The sequence below is a fragment of the Nonomuraea sp. NPDC001636 genome, assembly GCF_040298265.1.
Lineage (GTDB): Bacteria > Actinomycetota > Actinomycetes > Streptosporangiales > Streptosporangiaceae > Nonomuraea.
This window is the reverse complement of the sequence record NZ_JBEOZT010000004.1, coordinates 436,479-454,676: the sequence shown is the minus strand read 5'-3', so window position 1 is coordinate 454,676 and position 18,198 is coordinate 436,479. Positions and strand designations below refer to the sequence as shown.

The following is an 18,198-nucleotide window of genomic DNA, read 5'->3' as shown; positions in this document are numbered from 1 at the left end:
CCCACGGGGGACCACGTTGACCCAGACCAGTGCCGACGCGCATGCCGCGTCCCGCCTCCGCCCGGCGGCGGTGCTGCGGCTGCTGGCGGGCCGGGGCGCGTTCAGGGCCGGTACGCAGGTCGCCGCTGCGGCGCCGGCGGCCGTGTGGGACGGGGCGACGTTCGGCCACTACGCCACCGCGCTCGGGCTGTGCGGCTGGCTGCTCCTGGTCGCGGACGCGCCGGAGAAGGCCGCGCTGAAGACGCTGGCGCGGGTCAGGCGGACCGGCCCGGCGGTGGCCAGGCTGACGGTGGCCATGTCCGCCGCGCCGGTCGCGGTGCTGCTGGCGGTGCTCGTTCCCGTGGCGGTGACCGCGCCGTCGTCCATGGCGGCCCTCTGTCTGGCGGCCGGGGCGTGGTCGGCCTGCACGGGCCTGCTGATGACGGTCTCCGGGCTGCACCGCGTACGCGGCCGGCCGGTGCTGGACACGACGGCCTTCGTGGCGAGCGGCGGCGTGGTGCTCACCGTCACCGCCGCCACCCTGTGGACGGGCTGGCCGCCGCAGACGCACCTGCTGCTCGTCCTGGCCGGGACGGTCGCGGTGACCTGCGGGGCGCTCGCCGCGCTCCCCCGCGACTGGCTGCGCCCGCCCGCCGGTCATGGGCGGCGGTCGTTGCTGCCTCCCCTGTCGCGGGCCGCCTGGTTGCTGGGGGCGGCCGACCTGTGCGACGCGCTCTGCTTCGCGGTCGTGTACCTGGTGCTCGGCGCCTCGGGACGGGCGGGGCAGAGCGGCGTGCTGTATCTCGCGCTGCTGCCGGCGGTCGCGGTCTGCCAGCTCGTGATCTACCTGCTGCGGGTCGCGCAGCCCGCGACCTCGCGGCGGCTGCGCGGGCTCGCCGGACGGGCCGGACGGGCGCGGGCGGTCCGTCTCCTGGGCCGGGCCGGGTGGGCGGGGGCCGCCGCCGCCGTCGCCTGCGCGGCCCTGCTCCGGTGGGCGCCGGACGGGCCCGCTGCGTCGCCGGTGGTCCTGGCCGGGCTGGTCCTCGTCGTGCTCGCCCTGTTCCTGACCGTGATGTACGCGACCTACCTGGTGGAGAACACGAACAACGACGTGCTCGCCGTGACGTCGGCGGGCGCGTTCGCCGGGCTGGTGGCCACCGCCTCGCTGGCGGTCGTCGTCGTGCCGTGGTCGGGGGCGGCCGGGGGCCTGGTGGCGCTGGCCCTCGGGGTGCCCGTGAAGGCCCATGTGATGCGCCGGATGCTGATCTCGCGGAACTCGGAGTGACGACATGTACGTAATGGGCATCTCCCGGGCGCACGACTCCGCGGCGGCGCTGGTGCGCGACGGCGAGATCGTGGCGTTCGCCGAGGAGGAGCGGCTCACCCGCGTCCGGCACGACGGCCGGTTCCCGCGCCGGGCGGTCGCGTACTGCCTGGAACAGGCGGGCATCGGGCTGGACGAGGTGGACCACGTGGCCTTCCACGGGCGGCGGACGGGCTCCCCGCCCTGCTGGGAGGTCAGGGAGGCCGCCGGGCACACCGGGCCGGCCGGGTTCGGGGTGCACCTGGTGGAACACCACCGCGCGTACGCGGCCGGCGCCTACCACGTGAGCCCGTTCGACTCGGCCGCCGTGCTCACGATGGACGGGACCGGCACCTGCCTGGCCATCGCCGAAGGGGACCGGATCAGGCACCTGCGGCACGTCGGTCACCCCCACGCGCTGGGCGCCCTGTACGCGGCGGTCACCGGCTACCTCGGCTTCCGTCCCGGCCTGGACGAGGACAAGGTGATGGCGCTGGCGGCCTACGGCGGCGACACCTACGTCCAGCCCTTCGCCGACCTGCTGCGCCTGACCCCGTACGGCGGCCACGAGCTGGACCTGAGCTGGTTCGAGCCGCACGCGGGCGGCGGGCGGCACACCGTCTCGGCGAGGTTCATCGACGCCTTCGGCCCGCCGCCCCCGCCCGCCGGGAAGATGCTCACCCAGCACGCCGTGGACATCGCCTTCGCCCTCCAGGCCACCCTTGAGCACGCCGGGCTGCACCTGGCCCGATGGCTGCGCGAGACGACCGGGGCGACCCGGCTCGCGGTGGCCGGCGAGACCGCGATGAACCCCATGCTGAACGGCCGTCTGCTGGCCGAGTCCGGCTTCGAGGAGCTGTTCGCCCAGCCCGCCGCCGCCTCGCTCGGCGCGGCGCTGGAGGTGAGCGTCGGCCGGTACGGCCGGCCTCGCCCGGCGGGCGGCCACGTCTTCGCCGGGCCCGGCTTCACCGAGGAACGCATGGAGAAGGCGCTGCGCGACGCGGGCGTGGACTACCGGCGGCCGGCCGACATCGCCGGGCACGCCGCCGCCCGCATCGCCGACGGCCTGATCGTGGGCTGGTTCCAGGGCCGGACGGAGTGCGGGCCGCGCGGCCTGGGCAACCGCTCGCTGCTGGCCGACCCGCGCGACCCCACGTCCGCCGCGCGCATGAACGAACGGGTCAGGCGCCGGGAGCCGTTCCTGGCGCTCGCGCCGTCGTGCCTGGCCGAGCGGTCCGCGGACTACTTCGCCGGGGGACATCCCTCGCCGGTCATGCTGCTCGGCTTCGACGTGCTGGACCACCGCCGCGGCGAGGTGCCGGCGATCACGCACGTGGACGGCAGCGCCCGCGTGCAGACGGTGAGCCGGGCCGCCAACCCGCTCTTCCACTCCCTGATCGCCCGCTTCGAGGCGCTGACCGGCGTGCCGATGCTGGCCGGCGCCTCCTTCCGGGACGACGACGAGCCGATCGTGTGCACCCCTGAGGACGCCGTCGCCTGCTACCTCAGGACCGGCGCGGACGCGCTGGCCCTCGGCCCGTTCTGGGCCCGCAAACGCCGGGCGGACGACCGGGGCCGGCAGGAGGCGGGCCGGTGAGCGGCGCGAGGTCCCTGGTGGTGCTCGGGGCCGCCGACGGCTCGCTGTCCACCTACCGGGCGGCGGCCGGCATGGGCCTGCGGACGATCGCCGTCGACCGTTCGGCCGCCGCGCCCGGCGTCGCCCTCGCCGACGAGTACCTGCCGGTCAGCACGCACGACCCGGCCGCCGTCACGGCCGCGCTCGCCGGACGGGCCGACCTGGCGGGCGTGGTGGCCCCCTCCAGCGACGTCGCGGTGCCCGCGCTGCGCGCGGTGGCCGACGCGTTCGGGCTGCCGGGCCGGTTGTCGGAGACGGCGGCGCGGGCCTCGGTGGACAAATGGGTGCTGCGCGGCATCCTCGACGACCTGGGCGTGTCCTCCTACCCGTGGATCGTCGGCGACGACCCGGCCGACCTGGCGGTCCGGGCGCGCGGGCTGCCGTTCCCCGTGGTGGTCAAGCCCGCCGACGCCCAGAGCGGGCGCGGGGTGAGCAGGTGCGCCTCCCCCGGCGACGTGCGCGCCGCCGCCGAGGAGGCCCGGCGCAGCTCGTACGGCGGGCTGGTGATGGTCGAGGAGGAGATCCGCGGGGTCCTGTGCAACTGCGAGTGCGTCGTGGACGACGGGCGGGTGGCGTTCGTCGCGACCAGCCTGCAGACGGTGAGCCCGCCGCCGCTGGTGCTGACCATGAGCCGCCGGATGCCGGCCGGGCTGCCCGGCGGCGTCCTGGACACCACGCGTTCGATCATGGACAAGGTCTGCGAGCGCCTGGACTACCGGCGTGGCCCGCTCAACCTCGACCTGATCGTCACCCCTGACGGCCGGCCGTACGTCATCGAGCTCGGGCTGCGCACGGGCGGCAACGGCACCGACGACATGGTGCGGTCCTGCTACGGCGTCGATCCGGTGCGGGCCGCCGTGCAGGCCGCGGTCGGCCTGCCGATCGAGCTGCGCCCGCACCCGCCCCGGCCGGTCCTGTGGCAGGTGCTGACCGCCGGGCGGGCGGGCGAGCTGGTGTCGGTGTCCGGCGTGGCGGCGGCCAGGGCGCTGCCGGGGGTGGCCGAGCTGGTCCTGCTGGCCCGCCCCGGGCAGCGGGTGCGGCCCTACCGCGACGTCTCCGACCGGCTCGGCTGGTTCGTCGTGCACGCGTCCGGCCCGGCGGAGCTGGACGCGGCCGCCGCCGCCGTGACCCGGGAGCTGCGCTTCGAGGTGCGCGGCGATGGACGGCGCTGAGGTGTCCCGCCCGGCCGGCGAGGCGGGCGATGTACCGCGTTGAGGTGGCGGCCTCCATCGGCGAGGTCGGGGCCGGGGAGTGGGACGCGCTCGCCGACGGCGTGCCTTTCGTGCGGCATCACTGGCTGGCCCTGGCCGAACGCGTGCTGTCCGGGCACCGGCCGCGCTACCTGCTGGTCCGCAAGGACGGCGGGCTTGTGGCCGCGGCGGTGTGCGCGCTGGAGCACCGGCTGCACAACCCGGTGCTGGAGTCCCGGTTCGGGCGGCTGACCAGGAGGTGGCCGTTCCTCCAGGTCCAGGCGCCGATGACGGCGACGTCCGGGCTGCTGGGCGGCGAGGGGCCGCAGCGGCGGGTGCTGCTGCGGGCGGTGCGGTCGCTGGTCAGGCGCGAGCGGCTGCTGTTCTGCGTCGTCGACCACCTGCCGTACGCCGCCGGGCAGCCGGGCTACAGCCGCCTGGGCTGGTTGCCGGAGACGCTGCTGGACCTGACGTGGCCGTCGTACGAGGCGTACCTGGACCATCTGCCGCGCAAGAGGCGGGCCGAGATCCGGCGCACGCAGCGCCGGGCCGCGCGGGAGGGCATCGAGGTCCGGCCGCTGACGGCCGGGCCGGGCGGGGAGCCGGAGCGGCTGCTGGACCGGCTGGGCCCGATGGTGGCCGCGGTGGACCTCCGCCACGGGCCGCACGTCTTCTACCGGCCGGCCCTGTTCGCCGAGGCGGCCGGCGCGCTGGGCGCGGACCTGACCGTCCTGGCCGCCCGCCGGGACGGCGCGCCGGCCGGCTGCGTCGCCCTGCTGCGCGACGGCGACGAGCTGGTCGCCCGGTGGATCGGGCGCGACTACGCGCTCACCGAGGGCACCGCCGTCTACCACGCGCTGCTCGCGGCGTGCGTACGGGCCGCCGTCGGCTCGGGCGCGCGCCGGCTGCGGCTCGGCGGCGCGGCGTACGAGACGAAGAAGCAGTTCGGGGTGCGGCTGGAGCCGCGCAGCCGGTTGTTCGCCGCCCGCAGCGCGACGGTCACCCGGCTCGTCGGCGGGCTGGGCCACCGTCTCGACCCGCCGCAGCTCCCGTCCCCGCCAGCCAGCACGTGACCCGGAAAGGACGAGGGCCGGTGCGCGCCTCCTATCTCCCTTCGCTGACCCTGGACGAGTACCTGCGCCTGGTCGCGACCGTCCATCCGCAGTTGCACGCCGTGCTGGACTTCGACCGGCCGGGCGCGGCGCGGGCGCTCGGCGTGCTCGCCGCGACCAGCAGCGAGTTCGACTCCGACCGCGACGGGCGGGGCGACTCCTACCGCCGGGCGCAGCAGGACGCGCTGGTGCGCTGGACCGGCATCCGGGCGCTGCTCGGGCTGCTCGCCCCCGATCCGGCGTCCGGCCCGCCGCTGCTGCTGGACGTCCTCGGCGGGGACGGGACGGTCGCGCGGGCCGCCGCCGGGCGGCTCGGCAGCCTGGACGTCAAACCGGCGATCGTCACCGGCGACCTGTCCGGCCAGATGGTCGACCGGGCCCTCGCGCACGGGCTGCCCGCGGTGCGCCAGGCCGCCCAGTTCCTGTTCCTGCGGGAGGGGTCGGTCGACGGGGTGCTGCTGGCGTACGGGACCCATCACATCCCTCCGGCGGACCGGCCGGGCGCGGTGGCCGAGGCGGCGCGGGTGACGCGGCCGGGCGGCCGGATCGTGCTGCACGACTTCGACGACTCCGGCCCCATGGCGGGCTTCTTCGCGCAGGTCGTGCATCCGCACGCGGCGGGCGGGCACGCCTACCGGCACTTCACCCGGCCCGGCCTGTCCGCCCTGTTCGCCGACGCGGGCCTGCCCGTACGGGTGCTCGACCTGTACGACCCGCTGATCGTCCGGGCCGGGAGCGAGCGGCGCCGGCCGCCGGAGCCCGCCGCGCCGTCCCGTCCCGTCGTCCACCGGCGCGACGGGCAGTACGTGGCGGAGGTCCCGAGAACGGCCCTGGTCGCCCTGTCCACCAGACCCGCCGGACGCCTCCCGGCGTGAGCCGCCGTTCAACGCCCGCGGCGCTCCGGGGGGAGCCGCCGTTCAGCGCTCGCGGCGCTCCGGGGGGAGCTCGCCGGCGAAGACGCGTAGCTGGAGGGCCAGCGTGGCGTAGTAGCCGACCAGGGTGGTCAGCTCGAACAGGCCGCGCTCGCCGAGCGCCGCCGTGACCGCCCGGTAGTCCTCCTCGCCCAGCGTCCCCGTCCGGGTCAGCTCGCGGGCGGCGCGCACGGCGGCGCGTTCGGCCGGGTCGGCCAGGCCGGGCGGACGTCCCTCGCGCACCGCGGTCAGCTCGGCCTCGGTCAGGCCGCAGGACCGGCCCACCGCCTCGTGCGCGTCGCGTTCGAAGTCGCTGCCCCAGTGGGCGGCGACCACGAGGATCGCCAGCTCCCTGGCCCGGCCGGGCAGCACCGAGCCGTAGCGCACCGCCGCGCCCAGCGCCTGGAGCGCGCCGCCGACCGGCGGGCTCAGCAGCATGGCGTTGAACGGGCCGCGCAGCCGTCCCCGCTCGTCGGCGAGGGGGAAGACCTGGGGGCCCGCCGCCCGAGGGCCGCCGGTGATGGCGCGGTAGACCTCGGCCTGGGCGTCGTCCAGGTCCTCCGGGGGAAGGGCGGGCAGCCGGGCGGTCATGCGGTGCTCCTGTCTCGACGACGCGGGCCACCCGGGCTCCGCCGGCGGGTGACCTGCGGTGACGTCTCGCCCTCGGCCGGCGGTGGCACGGTTAGCCGTGGCCGGATCACGGAACATCCTAGGTCTCTAGCCGCGCGGCCGTCTTGGAGATCATGACCATGGAGTTCGCCACTCCCCACCGCCACCGTCACCGCCCGCCGGGGCGTGTCTCGTGACCAGGACCGGGGTGTCCGGGCCGCTGCTGGTCGTGCTCGGCCTGCTGTCGGCGGTGGCGCCGCTGGCCACCGACATGTACCTGCCCGTGTTCACCGACCTGGCGGCCGACCTGGGGACGGGGGCGGCCGGCGTGCAGCTCACGCTGACCGCGTTCCTCACCGGGCTGGCGCTGGGGCAGCTCGTCATCGGGCCGCTGTCCGACCGGTTCGGCCGCCGCCGGCCGATCCTGCTGGCCACCACCGCGGCCCTGGCCGCCTGCGTCCTGTGCGCGCTCGCGCCGGACATCAGGACGCTCGTCGCCCTGCGTTTCGTGCACGGGTTCGCCGGGTCGGCGGGCATCGTCATCGGCCGCGCGGTGGCGGCCGACCTGACCTCCGGCCGGGCGGCGGCGCGCATCTTCTCGCTGCTGGCCTCGGTGGTCGGCGTCGCGCCCGTCGTGGCCCCGCTGATCGGCGGCGCGCTGTCGCCCGCCGGGTGGCGCGCGGAGTTCTGGGTGATGGCCGGGATCTCCGCGGTGATGCTGCTCGGTTCGGCGCTCGTCGTGCCCGAGACACTGCCGCCCGGACGCCGGCACGCGGGCGGCCTGGCCGCCACCGGGCGGACCGTGCGGCGGCTGTTCGCCGACCGGGGCTATCTCGGTTACGCCTTCTCCTTCGCGTTCGGCTTCGCGGGGCTGATGGGGTACATCTCGGCCTCGCCCTTCGTCGTGCAGAACGTCCTGGGCCTGTCCACGCCCGCCTACACCGTGACGTTCGCGGCCAACGCGCTGGGCATGACGCTGACCGGCCTGGCCGGGGCGCGCCTGGTGCGCCGGTTCAGCCCGGAGGGGCTGCTGCGGACCGGGCAGGGCGTCGTGCTGGGGCTGTCGGCCGTCCTGCTGGTGCTGCTGGGGGCGGGGATGGCCGCGGTGGTGGTGCTGCCGGTGCTGTTCGTGCTGGTCAGCTCGGTCACCCTGATCATGGGGAACGCGGCGGCGCTGACGGTGGGGCGGGCGCCGTACGCGACCGGCACGGCGGCGGCCGTGATGGGCGCGTTGCAGTTCGCGCTCGGGGCGCTGGTCTCGCCGCTGGTCGGCCTGGGCGGCGCGGACACCGGGCTGCCGATGGGCGTCACGCTGGTCGTCAGCGCGCTGCTCGGCGTCGGCGCCCGCCTGCTGACCCGGGGCCTGCCCGAGACCGGCCCTGCCACCGCCGAGGCCCCCGCCCGCGGCTGAGCCCCGTCCGGTGGTGTCTCCGGGCCCGGGTTCAGGGGGCCGGGTGGGTGCGCAGGGCCGTGACGAGCCAGTCGAGGGCCGGGGCCGACGGGTCCGGGGGCGGCCAGGCGTTGATCACGGCGAGCAGGCGGAGGTAGCGCTCCCTGCGGGGGTCGTTCACCGCCGTCAGCCTGGCCAGCAGCCGCCGCCGGAGCCCGGCGTCGTCGGGACGGCCCAGGAGGCGTGCGTACTCGCCGGCGACCGCCGCCACGACCGGCGCGGACTCGGGCGCGGCGGGATCCACGCCCACCGCCAGCGCTTTCCCCGCCGCCCACACGCCCCGCGACACGGGGTCCCGCCGCACCCCCTCCCCCTGGCCCGCGGCGTGGTCGGTGGCGTGATCGGTGGTCAGGTCGTGCAGCTTCGCGCGGAAGGACGGGTCCGCCATCAGTTCGGCCAGTTCCAGCCACGCCTCCACCTGCTCCGGCTCGGCGTCGTCGGGCAGTTCGGGGGTCAGCGAGACCCGGATCCCCGCCGTTCCCGGCCCGGCGTCCGGGACGGCGGCGTCCAGGAAGTCGCCGACCAGGCGGCGGCGTTCGTCCTCCGACAGTCCTGCGAGTCTGTGCATGAGCTCCATCTCCTCGGGCCCCGAGCCGCGCCGGGCCACCGCCGTCAGCACCGCGCGCCGCACCCGCAGCGCGCGGATCCGCACCGCCAGGGCCTCGGCGTGGGCCGTCGCGACCTGCGCGAGCGTCAGCTCCCGGTCCACGACCTTGCGGACCGTGACCAGGTCCACCCCGAGGTCGCGCAGCGTGCGCACGAGGTCGAGGCGGGCCGCGGCGGCGGCGTCGTAGAGGCGGTAGCCGGCCGGGCTGCGTTCCACCGGCGGCACGATCCCGCGATCGGAGTAGAACCTGATGGTCCTGACCGGCAGACCGGTCCGCCGCGCCAGGTCGCCGATCGTGTAGAGGGTGCCGCCGTCCATGGGTCCACCTTGGCGTCTCCCCCTGGTGGAGACTCAAGCGCCTCCCTCGTTGCGCGGCTCCGGCCGATGACCGTGGTGTCAAGCCTCGGATCGTGACCGGCGTGATCGTAAGGTGGGACTGACCACCGGGGAGCGGTCCTGGACGTCGCCGCGCGCCTGGGTGCCCTCACTTCGACGGCTCGGGAGAAGTCATGGCTGAAGAGCACCCCCATTCCTACGGCGCCCACGACGCGGCCACCGTGTCGGCCGCCTACCGCAACGCGCTCGACGTGATCGCCGCCGTGGAGCCCGGCGTGGCCGGCGCGATCCGCGCGGAGCTGGCCGACCAGCGCGCCTCGCTGAAGCTCATCGCGAGCGAGAACTACGCCTCCCCGGCCGTGCTGCTCACGATGGGCACGTGGCTGTCCGACAAGTACGCGGAAGGCACGATCGGCCACCGCTTCTACGCCGGTTGCCAGAACATCGACACCGTCGAGCAGCTGGCGGCCGACCACGCCAAGGCCCTGTTCGGCGCCGAGCACGCCTACGTCCAGCCCCACTCGGGCATCGACGCCAACCTGGTGGCGTTCTGGGGCATCCTGGCCCACCGGGTGGAGGCCCCGGCCCTGGCCGCCGCCGGCGCGCGGCACGTCAACGACCTGTCGGAGGACGACTGGGAGACCCTGCGCAAGGCCCTGGGCGACCAGCGGGCCCTCGGCATGTCGCTGGACGCGGGCGGTCACCTCACCCACGGCTTCCGTCCCAACATCTCGGGCAAGATGTTCCACCAGCGCTCCTACGGCACCGACCCGGACAGCGGCCTGCTCGACTACGACGCGCTGCGCGCCACCGCCCGCGAGTTCCGCCCGCTGGTGCTGATCGCCGGGTACTCGGCCTACCCGCGGCGCATCGACTTCGCCCGCATGCGGGAGATCGCCGACGAGGTGGGCGCGGTCCTGATGGTGGACATGGCGCACTTCGCCGGGCTGGTCGCGGGCAAGGTGTTCACCGGCGTGCACGACCCGGTGCCGTACGCGCACGTCACGACGACCACCACGCACAAGTCGCTGCGCGGGCCGCGCGGCGGCCTGGTGCTGTGCCGGCGGGAGTACGCCGACTCGATCGACCGGGGCTGCCCGATGGTGCTGGGCGGCCCGCTCGGCAACGTGATGGCGGCCAAGGCCGTCGCCCTGGCCGAGGCGCGGCAGTCCGAGTTCGCCGACTACGCGCGGGCGGTGGCCGGCAACGCGGTCGCCCTGGCCGAGGGCCTGGCGCGGCGCGGCGTACGGCTGGTCACCGGCGGCACCGACAACCACCTGGTGCTGCTCGACGTGTCCACGTACGGGCTGACCGGCCGGCAGGCGGAGTCGGCGCTGCTCGACGCCGGGATCGTCACCAACCGCAACGCGATCCCGCGCGACCCCAACGGCGCCTGGTACACCTCGGGCATCCGGCTCGGCACCCCGGCGCTCACCTCGCGCGGGTTCGGGACGCAGGAGTTCGACCAGGTCGCCGAGCTGATCGTGGGCGTGCTGACCGACACCACGCCGTCGGCCACCTCCAAGGCGAAGTACGACCTGCCGCAGAGCACCGCCGAGAAGACCCGCGCCGCGGCGGCCGAGCTGCTGGCCGCCCATCCGCTCTACCCGGGCCTCGACCTGGGCTGACCCGCCGACGCCCACCCCGCTCACTCCGGCCCGCGGCGGGCCTGTCCCGTGAAGTAGGCGGCGGCCATCCGGGTGTGGGCGGGGAAGGCCAGCTCGGCGGGCCCGTCGATGACCAGCCACTCGCTCGTCTCGTCCGTGGCCTCCATCGGCGGCAGCGCGGACGCGGTGACGCGCGGGCCGAGCCCGAAGATCAGCACGGTTCCGTCCGGGGCGCTGACCACGTCGAAGAGCGTGACGTCGGCGGCCTCGGCCACCACGCCCGTCTCCTCGCGCAGCTCGCGCACGGCCGCCTGCTGCCAGGACTCCCCCACGTCGATGAACCCGCCGGGCAGGGCCAGCCGGCCGCGGCGCGGCTCGACGTCCCGGCGTACGACGAGCAGGCCGTCGTCCACGGGCAGCAGCGTCACCGCGACCGGCAGCGGGTTGAGGTAGCTGGTGTTGCCGCAGGCCGCGCAGGTGCGGGGCCAGGGCTGGCCGGAGGCGAAGGCGGCGCCGCAGAAGGAGCAGTACGCGTTCCTGATCACGCCGCGATCCTAGAGCCCGGCCCGATGAACGCACCGGGCCGGACGGCGGTGCCGCGGGTCAGCCCGCGACCGAGCGGTCCGCGCGGCTGACCAGGGGGTTGCCGCGGTGGGGTTGCCAGGCGGCGCGCAGGCCGCGCAGCTCCTCCCGGACCCGGGCCGAGGAGATCAGCCGGAGGTCGTCGCTCAGGTCGAGGACGGTGGCCGCCGCCTGGTCCACCTCCCCGGCGCGCAGGAGGGAGTGGGCGGCCCGCAGCCCGATCAGGGCGCGGGTGCGCAGCTCGACCGGCCGTCTGGCCCGCATGGACGCGGCGAAGTGGCGGGCGGCGGTGGCGTGGTCGCCGAGCTGGGTGAGGGTCAGGCCGATCTGGTGCTCCAGGGACTCGCGCCGGTAGTTGCCCGTCCACTCCGACTCGGGGACGGAGTCGGCCCGTTCGAGCTGGGTCTCGGTACGGCTGAGCAGCATGAGCGCGTCCCAGCGGGTGCCGGCGGCGGCGTGGGTCTCGGCGCGCATGCCGGTGATCCACGCCTGGGTGCGGGCGGGACCGTGCCCGGCCAGCGCGGACGCGGCCGCCTCGGCCAGGGCCAGCGCCTCGCCGTCGTGGCCCAGCTCGGCCGCCTGGACGGCCATGCTGCGCAGGGCGGTGGCGCGCAGCAGCAGGTCGGCGGCCTCGTCGGCGAGGCGCACGCTGCTGATGTAGTAGCGCTGGGCCAAGGCGTGGGCGCCGGCGTCCATGGCCATGTAGGCGGCCAGGTAGCTCAGCTCGGCGGCGGCGGCGAACAGGTCGGGCCTGCGGCGGCCGGTCGTGCCGTGCAGCAGGGGCGTGACCTCGCGGGACAGGTATGCGGCGACCGCGGCGCGGGCGTGGCCGCCGCCGTAGCGGTCGTCCAGGTCGGCGAAGGCGCGGGTGGTGGCGCGGATCCGCTGGACGTCGCCCGCGCCGGCCCGGCGGACCGCCGCGCGGCCGCCCGTCCGCCGCGTGGCCAGGACCGATAAGCCGGACAACGCGGCCAGGGTGAACGTGCGCCGGTTGAGCAGGTCGTCCTCGCCCAGGACGGCGAGCCGGGCGACCGGGTCGCCGCGCCAGGGGTCGTCGGCGGACGGCGGCCCGCCCGGCTCCGGCCAGCCCAGATGCGCCGGGCGCAGGCCGGGCCTGCCCAGGCGGCGGCGGAACGCCTCGACCGCCGCGCGCACCGCCTCGGGGCGCGGGATGGTGCCGGTCAGCCAGTGGCCGACCGCCGAGCGGTCGTAGTGCACGCGCTCGCCACTCTCGGCGGCGACGGCGTTGACGTGCCGCGCGGTGGCCGCGTGGGTCCAGCCCGCCTGCTCGATCAACGCCGCCAGCGCCCGGTTGACGACTGGGTGGGTACGGCGGGGCGGCATCTCGTCTTCACATCGCTTCACATCACTGTGGCCTCGACGGTGCGCCGGACGTGGCGCACCGTCAAGAGTGCGGGCCGTGCTCCTCATGGGACGGCCTGGTACGGAGGACGGCGAGGGAGGGGCTGATGGACGGGCTGCACGGCGCGGGCCGGCACGATACCGGCCTGGAGGAGGCGGCGCAGGAGGAGCTGACGGCCGCGCTGGCGGGCCGCCCGCTGGTCTGCGTCGAACGGTTCAGCACCGCGCTGCGCACCGGCTACACCGGCCCGGCCCCGATCGAGGTGCTGCGCCCGGCGCTGAGCATCGGCTGCTACTCGGCGTGGGACCCGGCGCTGCCTGGCATGGTCGTCGCCGCCGAGGAGCGCACCAGGACCCGGTCGGTCGCCGAGCGGCACGCCTGGCTGCCCCGCGTCCGGCACGAGGCCGCCCGGCACCTGCTCAAGCTGGACCGTCCGCCGGTCGTCTTCACCTGGTACGACAACGCCCGCCTGCGCGAGCTGGCCGGACCCGGCGGGGTCGTCGCGGCCATCGACGCCGACGTGCGGGCCGCGATCGAGGCCAAGCACCTGCTGGACGACCTGCTGCGGGCGGCCGGCGTGCCGGCGGTGGCCCGCGTCCCCTGCGTGCACGTCGAGCGGCTGCCCGGACTGGCCGAGCTGCGGCGCGCGGTGGGCACCGAGCGGGTCGTGGTGCAGGCGGGCCGGCGGGCGGACCGGCACGGCACGGTGGTCGTCGCGGGCGAGGAGGACATGCCGCGCGCGGCCCGGCTGCTCGGGCCGTACCGGGTGGCGGCGTACGTGCCGGGCTGGCCGTGCACGATCGCGGTGCTCAGCGTGCCCGACCGCGACGGCGGCGTCCGGGTGTACGCCGACCGCCCCGCCCACACCTCGGCCGGGATCGCCGAGCTGGGCGCCGGGCCGATGCGCAGCACGGGCGACGACTGGTCGCGCCCCTGGCCGGCGTCCGCCGCCGCGCTGCTCATCGAGTGCGCCGAGCGCATCGCGTCCTGGGCCTGGCGCAGGTACGGCGCGGCCGGCCTGTTCAGCGTGGAGGCCATCCTCACCCCGGGCGAACGGGTCCACCTGACGGCGATCAAGTGGCGGCACCAGGAGGGCACCGAGGTGGCGTCGGTCAACCAGCAGGCCGCCGGGCTGCCCCCGTTCGTGCTGGCCCACCTGTCGGTGATGCTCGGCGGGCCGGTGACCTGGCTGGGGGACGCGCAGGAGTTCAACCAGCGCACGCTGCTGCGCTCGGCCCGGCCGGGCGGGCCGTTCCACGTCCGGGTCCGCCTGGCCCGCGACACGCCCGTACGCGTGTCGGCCGCCCACGGCCCCGGCGTCTACCGTCTGGACCGGTCGGGGAGCCTGCGGTGGGTGCGGCGGGGGGCGCACCCGTCGCAGGCGCGGGCGAGCCAGGGCGAGTTCCTGCTGGCCAACCTGCCCGAGCCGGACGTCGTCTGCCATCCGGGGGCCCACCTCGCCACCGTCGAGGGCGTCGCCGAGGGCGTGGCGCACCCGTTCGACGGCCCGGACACCGCCTCCCTGGCCACCCGGCGGATCGTCGCGGCCGTCGAGGAGCTGTTCGACGAGGTCAAGGAGCTCTGATCGGCGCATTGCCACAGGGAGTCCGCGGACCGATGAGTTCTCCCGTCCCCGGTGGTCCAACCTGGTGCCACCCGACTCCGCGGAAGGACCCACACCGATGAGCACCACGCACATTCTCGACATACCGGGCGGGCGCCTGCGCTACCACGTCCGCGGCAGCGGCCCGCTGCTGCTGCTCGTGGGCGCGCCGATGGACGCCGCCCCCTTCGCCCCGCTGGCCGAGGAGCTGGCCGGCGAGCACACCGTCGTCACGCACGACCCGCGCGGCGTGGCCGGCAGCACGCTCGACGACCCCGGCCAGGACTCCACCCCCGACCTGCGGGCCGGCGACGCGCTCGCGATCATCGACGCGCTCGGCGCCGAGTCGGCCGACGTGCTCGGCAGCAGCGGCGGCGCGGTCACCGGCCTCGCCCTGGTCACCCGCCACCCCACCCGCGTGCGCACCCTCGTCGCGCACGAGCCGCCCCTGCTGGAGCTGCTGCCCGACGTGGCCCGGCGCCGCGCCGAGGTGGACGACATGATCGAGACGTTCCGCCGGGAGGGCCCGGGGGCGGCGTTCGGGAAGTTCATGGCCACCGCGGGCTTCCAGACCGGCGAGGACGCCCCGGCCCCGCCGCCGAGCGAGTCGCCCGAGCAGGACCTGGCCGACGCCGCCCACTTCTTCCTGCACGAGCTGCGCGGCACCACCCGGTACGTGCCCGACGTCGCGGCGCTGAAGGCCGGGCCGGCCCGGGTCGTGGTGGGCGTCGGGGCCGAGTCGGGCGGCCTGCTCACGTACCGCACCGCGCAGGCGCTGGCCGACCTGCTCGGCGCGCCGCCGGTGGTGTTCCCCGGCGAGCACGGCGGCTTCGTGGACCGTCCGAAGGAGTTCGCCGACGTGCTGCGCGAGGTGCTGGCCCGCTGATGCGGCGCGCTTCTGCTGGCGGGCCCCTGGTTGGGTGCTCCTGGTCGGGCGCTCAGCCGCCGGGGGTCAGGTTCGCCGGGAAGCCGCCGGTCGCGATCGGCCCCCAGCGGTCGATCGTGATCCGGATCAGCGACTTGTTCTGGCGGCGCATGGCCTGCCGGTACTCCTCCCAGTCGGGGTGCTCGCCGGCGATGCACCGGTAGTAGTCCACCAGGGCGTCGAGGGCCTCGGGCATGTCCAGCACCTCGCCTCGCCCGTCCATCTGGACGTAGGGGCCGTCCCAGTCGTCGGACAGGACGCACATCGAGACGCGCTCGTCGCGCCGGGCGTTCGCGGCCTTGGCGCGCCCGGGGTAGGTGGAGACCACGATCCGGCCCTCGTCGTCGACGCCGCACGAGACCGGCGAGAGCTGGGGACGCCCGTCGGCGCGGGTCGTCGCGAGCAGGCCGTGGTGCCGGGGGCGGAGGAAGTCGAGAAGTTCGGGCAGGTCGACGCGGCGGGCGGTCGCGATCCTGGGAGCCATACGGGACGCCTTTCCTGTGCGGTGCCGGCTTCGATCCTGCCATCCGGCGCCGCCCCCGGCTTCCGGGGCTCGCCCAGGCGGCCCTATGGTGTGGTTCGCCGGCATATGCCGGTACGTGCCCGAGGGGAGGAGCGGAATGCCGGAAGTCCGTCCGCTCCGGCCGGGCGATCCCGACCGGATCGGCGACCACCGGCTGCTCGGCGTGCTCGGCTCGGGCGGCCAGGGGGTCGTCTACAAGGGCGTCGACGGCGCGGGCCGCGAGGTCGCGATCAAGCTGCTGCACAGCCACCTCACCCAGGACGACGACGTCACCCGGGGCCTGCTGCGCGAGGCCGAGGCGGCGCGCCGGGTGGCCGCGTTCTGCACGGCCGCCGTGCTGGACGTGGGGGTGTCCGACGGGCGGCCGTACATCGTGAGCGAGTACGTCGCGGGCGACACTCTGCAGAGGCTCGTCCGGGAGTCGGGGCCGCGCACGGGGGGCGCGCTGGACCGGCTGGCGATCTCCACGCTGACCGCGCTGGCCGCCATCCACGAGGCCGGGATCGTGCACCGGGACTTCAAGCCGGGCAACGTGCTGATGGGGCCCGAGGGGCCGATCGTCATCGACTTCGGCATCGCCAAGGCCCTGGGGGCGACGACGCAGGCCTCGGCGCCGATGGGGACGCCTGCGTACATGTCGCCCGAGCAGTTCGCGGGCGAGCGGATCGGGCCGGCGTCCGACGTGTTCAGCTGGGCGGGGACGATGGTGTTCGCGGCCACCGGTCATCCGCCGTACGCGGGTGAGACGGTCGCCGCCATCCTGCACAAGGTCATGAGCGGGACGCCCGACCTCACGGACGTGCCGGCCCGCCTGGTGGACCCGATCCGGTCCTGCCTCGCCAAGGACCCCGCCGCCCGTCCCACCCCCGCCGCCCTCCTCCGCCACCTCATCAGCGCCCCCGGCTCCCCCCACCCGACCTCCCCGCCCCCTGCACCGGCGCCCGACTCCGCATCGACGCCCGCCGCCCCGGGCCCGCCGACGCCGTACCCACCCGGCCCCGCAGGGCCCGCCGCGCCGGTCCCCCCGCACGGACCCGGAGCAACGGCCCATCCGACCGGACCAGGAGCCGGGGCGCCGGTTCCCCCGCGCGGGCCTGGGGCGACGGTTCTGCCTGCCGGGGGCGGAGCTGGGGCGACGGTTCCTCCGGGTCTGGCTGGGGCGACGGGGCCGGCGTTTCGCGGGGAGGCGACCAGGCCGGGTGCGGATCGGCGGGTGAGCCGGCGGGCCGTGGTGGTCGGCGGGGCGACGGCCGCGGTGGCCGCGGCGGCGTCCGCCTTCCTGCTGCTGCGCCCCGCGAACGGCCTCGCCGACGACCCGTCCCCCCGCCCCACCGGCGACCCGACCGGCCCCCCGGCGACGGGCACGGCAACAGGCACGCCCACGACAGCCGCGACGAGCCCAGCGCCCAGCACGTCCCCCACAGGGTCGCCCACAGGGTCGCCCACCGGATCCCCCACGGTGTCCACCACACACTCCCCCGCGGCCGAGCCGTTCGGCGCGCCCGTCAGGGAGCCCGTGGCGCTGCCTGCGGGCAGCGGGACGCCGGCCGTCCTGGCCGCCGCCGGCACCACCGTCGTCTGCGGCACGTCCAAGGGCGCGGTGCTCGTCTGGGACCTCGGCCCGGCGTCCGCGCCCGTGCGCAGGCTCGGCGACGGCGGCGCCGCCGCGACCGCCGTGGCCTGCGCCGACGGCAAGGCCGCGTCCGGACACGGCGACGGCGCGATGCGGCTGTGGAACCCGGCGGGCGGCGCCCTCAACACGAAGAAGGCGGCCGACCCGGTCATCGCCGTCACCACCGCAGGACGCGCCGTCGCCGTCACCCAGAAGTACGACAGCCTGAAGGACCTGCACAGCGTCGTCCGCCTGTGGGACCTGGCCACCGGCCGCCAGATCGGTCCCGCCGTCACCGACCACTTCCAGGGCGTCAACGGCCTGGCGTTCGGCCGCCTCGGCGACGACGAGGTGCTGGTCACCGGCGACGGCGCCAACCGCGTCCGGGTACGCCGCCTGTCAGACGGAAAGGTGACACATACCTACAAGACCGGCGAGATCGGCGGCATCGAGCTGCTCGCCTGCGGCGAACTGGACGGCCGTCCCGTCCTGGTCTCCACCCACCTCGACGCCACCCTGCGCGTCTACGACCTGGCGACCGGCAGACGCAGGAAGAAGTGGGACTTCAGCCGCCGCAGCCCCGACGACCGGGGGACGTCCGCGCTGGTCGTGGGCGCGCTCGGCGGCAGGCCCGTCGCGGTCGTCGCGCACACGCCGGGCGGCGGCGAGACGGTGGTCCGCGTCTGGAGCCTGACCGACGGCAAGGTCGTCGGGGAGCTGGGCCCGGGGCCGGGCGCCGAGGTGCGGGCCCTGGCGCTGGCCGAGCTGGAGGGCCGTCCCGTGGTCGTGGGCAGCGGCGGCGACGCCCTGCTGAGCGCGTGGAGCCTCGGTCCCGCCTGACGCTCATCCA

15 protein-coding genes and 1 riboswitch are annotated in these 18,198 nt (G+C 76.2%); of the genes, 10 read left to right on the top strand and 5 right to left on the bottom strand.

The window, feature by feature from the left end:
• The first annotated feature begins 16 nt into the window (after positions 1–16).
• Genes ABT158_RS11740 through ABT158_RS11720 form a run of 5 tightly spaced genes read left to right on the top strand, consistent with a single transcriptional unit; the run spans position 17 to position 6,095 of the window.
• Entirely contained in the window at positions 17–1,264 is a 1,248-nt protein-coding gene (locus tag ABT158_RS11740; protein ID WP_352352723.1) for a hypothetical protein, read from the top strand.
• A gap of 4 nt (positions 1,265–1,268) precedes the next feature.
• On the top strand, positions 1,269–2,879 hold the full coding sequence (locus ABT158_RS11735; protein ID WP_352352722.1) for a carbamoyltransferase family protein: 1,611 nt from the start codon (positions 1,269–1,271) through the stop codon (positions 2,877–2,879).
• A complete protein-coding gene (locus ABT158_RS11730; protein WP_352352721.1) occupies positions 2,876–4,090 on the top strand; it encodes an ATP-grasp domain-containing protein in 1,215 nt (404 codons plus the stop codon). Before ABT158_RS11735 ends, ABT158_RS11730 begins: the two co-directional genes overlap by 4 nt.
• 29 nt (positions 4,091–4,119) lie before the next feature.
• On the top strand, positions 4,120–5,181 hold the full coding sequence (locus tag ABT158_RS11725; RefSeq protein WP_352352720.1) for a GNAT family N-acetyltransferase: 1,062 nt from the start codon (positions 4,120–4,122) through the stop codon (positions 5,179–5,181).
• Positions 5,182–5,201: 20 nt separating this feature from the next.
• Positions 5,202–6,095 carry a class I SAM-dependent methyltransferase gene (locus ABT158_RS11720; RefSeq protein ID WP_352352719.1) on the top strand — a complete coding sequence of 298 codons (894 nt, stop codon included), beginning with the start codon at positions 5,202–5,204 and terminating at the stop codon, positions 6,093–6,095.
• 42 nt (positions 6,096–6,137) lie between these two features.
• On the opposite strand, the gene ABT158_RS11715 is transcribed toward ABT158_RS11720, so the two are convergent.
• Positions 6,138–6,722, bottom strand: a complete 585-nt coding sequence (locus tag ABT158_RS11715; RefSeq protein ID WP_352352718.1) for a carboxymuconolactone decarboxylase family protein — start codon at positions 6,720–6,722, stop codon at positions 6,138–6,140.
• A 211-nt stretch (positions 6,723–6,933) separates the two neighbouring features.
• On the opposite strand from ABT158_RS11715, the gene ABT158_RS11710 reads away from it, so the two are divergent.
• The gene (locus tag ABT158_RS11710; protein ID WP_352352717.1) at positions 6,934–8,151 is read left to right on the top strand and encodes a multidrug effflux MFS transporter; all 1,218 of its coding nucleotides are present in this window, start codon (positions 6,934–6,936) and stop codon (positions 8,149–8,151) included.
• A gap of 31 nt (positions 8,152–8,182) precedes the next feature.
• On the opposite strand, the gene ABT158_RS11705 is transcribed toward ABT158_RS11710, so the two are convergent.
• The gene (locus ABT158_RS11705) at positions 8,183–9,115 is read right to left on the bottom strand and encodes a MerR family transcriptional regulator (protein WP_352352716.1); all 933 of its coding nucleotides are present in this window, start codon (positions 9,113–9,115) and stop codon (positions 8,183–8,185) included.
• 82 nt (positions 9,116–9,197) lie between these two features.
• Positions 9,198–9,284, top strand: a riboswitch (ZMP/ZTP riboswitch).
• Positions 9,285–9,306: 22 nt separating this feature from the next.
• Here ABT158_RS11705 and ABT158_RS11700 point away from each other — a divergent pair.
• Complete coding sequence (locus ABT158_RS11700) at positions 9,307–10,761, top strand: glycine hydroxymethyltransferase (protein WP_352352715.1); 1,455 nt, start codon at positions 9,307–9,309, stop codon at positions 10,759–10,761.
• 20 nt (positions 10,762–10,781) lie between these two features.
• Here the strand turns inward: ABT158_RS11700 and ABT158_RS11695 are convergent, their stop codons facing one another.
• Positions 10,782–11,285, bottom strand: a complete 504-nt coding sequence (locus ABT158_RS11695) for an NUDIX domain-containing protein (RefSeq protein WP_352352714.1) — start codon at positions 11,283–11,285, stop codon at positions 10,782–10,784.
• Between the two features lie 58 nt (positions 11,286–11,343).
• A complete protein-coding gene (locus ABT158_RS11690; protein WP_352352713.1) occupies positions 11,344–12,666 on the bottom strand; it encodes an NsdA family TPR-like regulatory protein in 1,323 nt (440 codons plus the stop codon).
• A gap of 125 nt (positions 12,667–12,791) precedes the next feature.
• Between ABT158_RS11690 and ABT158_RS11685 the strand changes: the two genes are divergently transcribed.
• Both ABT158_RS11685 and ABT158_RS11680 read left to right on the top strand, forming a co-directional pair.
• Complete coding sequence (locus ABT158_RS11685) at positions 12,792–14,270, top strand: hypothetical protein (RefSeq protein ID WP_352352712.1); 1,479 nt, start codon at positions 12,792–12,794, stop codon at positions 14,268–14,270.
• A 97-nt stretch (positions 14,271–14,367) separates the two neighbouring features.
• Positions 14,368–15,174, top strand: coding sequence for an alpha/beta fold hydrolase (locus ABT158_RS11680; protein ID WP_352352711.1), 807 nt, complete (start codon positions 14,368–14,370; stop codon positions 15,172–15,174).
• A gap of 52 nt (positions 15,175–15,226) precedes the next feature.
• Here ABT158_RS11680 and ABT158_RS11675 read toward each other — a convergent pair whose 3' ends face one another.
• Positions 15,227–15,697, bottom strand: a complete 471-nt coding sequence (locus ABT158_RS11675) for a PPOX class F420-dependent oxidoreductase (RefSeq protein WP_352352710.1) — start codon at positions 15,695–15,697, stop codon at positions 15,227–15,229.
• A 136-nt stretch (positions 15,698–15,833) separates the two neighbouring features.
• On the opposite strand from ABT158_RS11675, the gene ABT158_RS11670 reads away from it, so the two are divergent.
• Positions 15,834–18,188: a protein kinase domain-containing protein gene (locus tag ABT158_RS11670; RefSeq protein WP_352352709.1), complete on the top strand. Its 2,355-nt coding sequence runs from the start codon at positions 15,834–15,836 to the stop codon at positions 18,186–18,188.
• The last annotated feature ends 10 nt before the right edge of the window (positions 18,189–18,198 follow it).

Bases quoted from the DNA above. Each gene is read 5' to 3' on its own strand.
- ABT158_RS11735 (WP_352352722.1), top strand. From the start codon at position 1,269: ATGTACGTAATGGGCATCTCCCGGGCGCACGACTCCGCGGCGGCGCTG.
- ABT158_RS11725 (WP_352352720.1), top strand. From the start codon at position 4,120: ATGTACCGCGTTGAGGTGGCGGCCTCCATCGGCGAGGTCGGGGCCGGG.
- ABT158_RS11715 (WP_352352718.1), bottom strand. From the start codon at position 6,722: ATGACCGCCCGGCTGCCCGCCCTTCCCCCGGAGGACCTGGACGACGCC.
- ABT158_RS11705 (WP_352352716.1), bottom strand. From the start codon at position 9,115: ATGGACGGCGGCACCCTCTACACGATCGGCGACCTGGCGCGGCGGACC.
- ABT158_RS11700 (WP_352352715.1), top strand. From the start codon at position 9,307: ATGGCTGAAGAGCACCCCCATTCCTACGGCGCCCACGACGCGGCCACC.
- ABT158_RS11690 (WP_352352713.1), bottom strand. From the start codon at position 12,666: ATGCCGCCCCGCCGTACCCACCCAGTCGTCAACCGGGCGCTGGCGGCG.
- ABT158_RS11685 (WP_352352712.1), top strand. From the start codon at position 12,792: ATGGACGGGCTGCACGGCGCGGGCCGGCACGATACCGGCCTGGAGGAG.
- ABT158_RS11680 (WP_352352711.1), top strand. From the start codon at position 14,368: ATGAGCACCACGCACATTCTCGACATACCGGGCGGGCGCCTGCGCTAC.
- ABT158_RS11675 (WP_352352710.1), bottom strand. From the start codon at position 15,697: ATGGCTCCCAGGATCGCGACCGCCCGCCGCGTCGACCTGCCCGAACTT.
- ABT158_RS11670 (WP_352352709.1), top strand. From the start codon at position 15,834: ATGCCGGAAGTCCGTCCGCTCCGGCCGGGCGATCCCGACCGGATCGGC.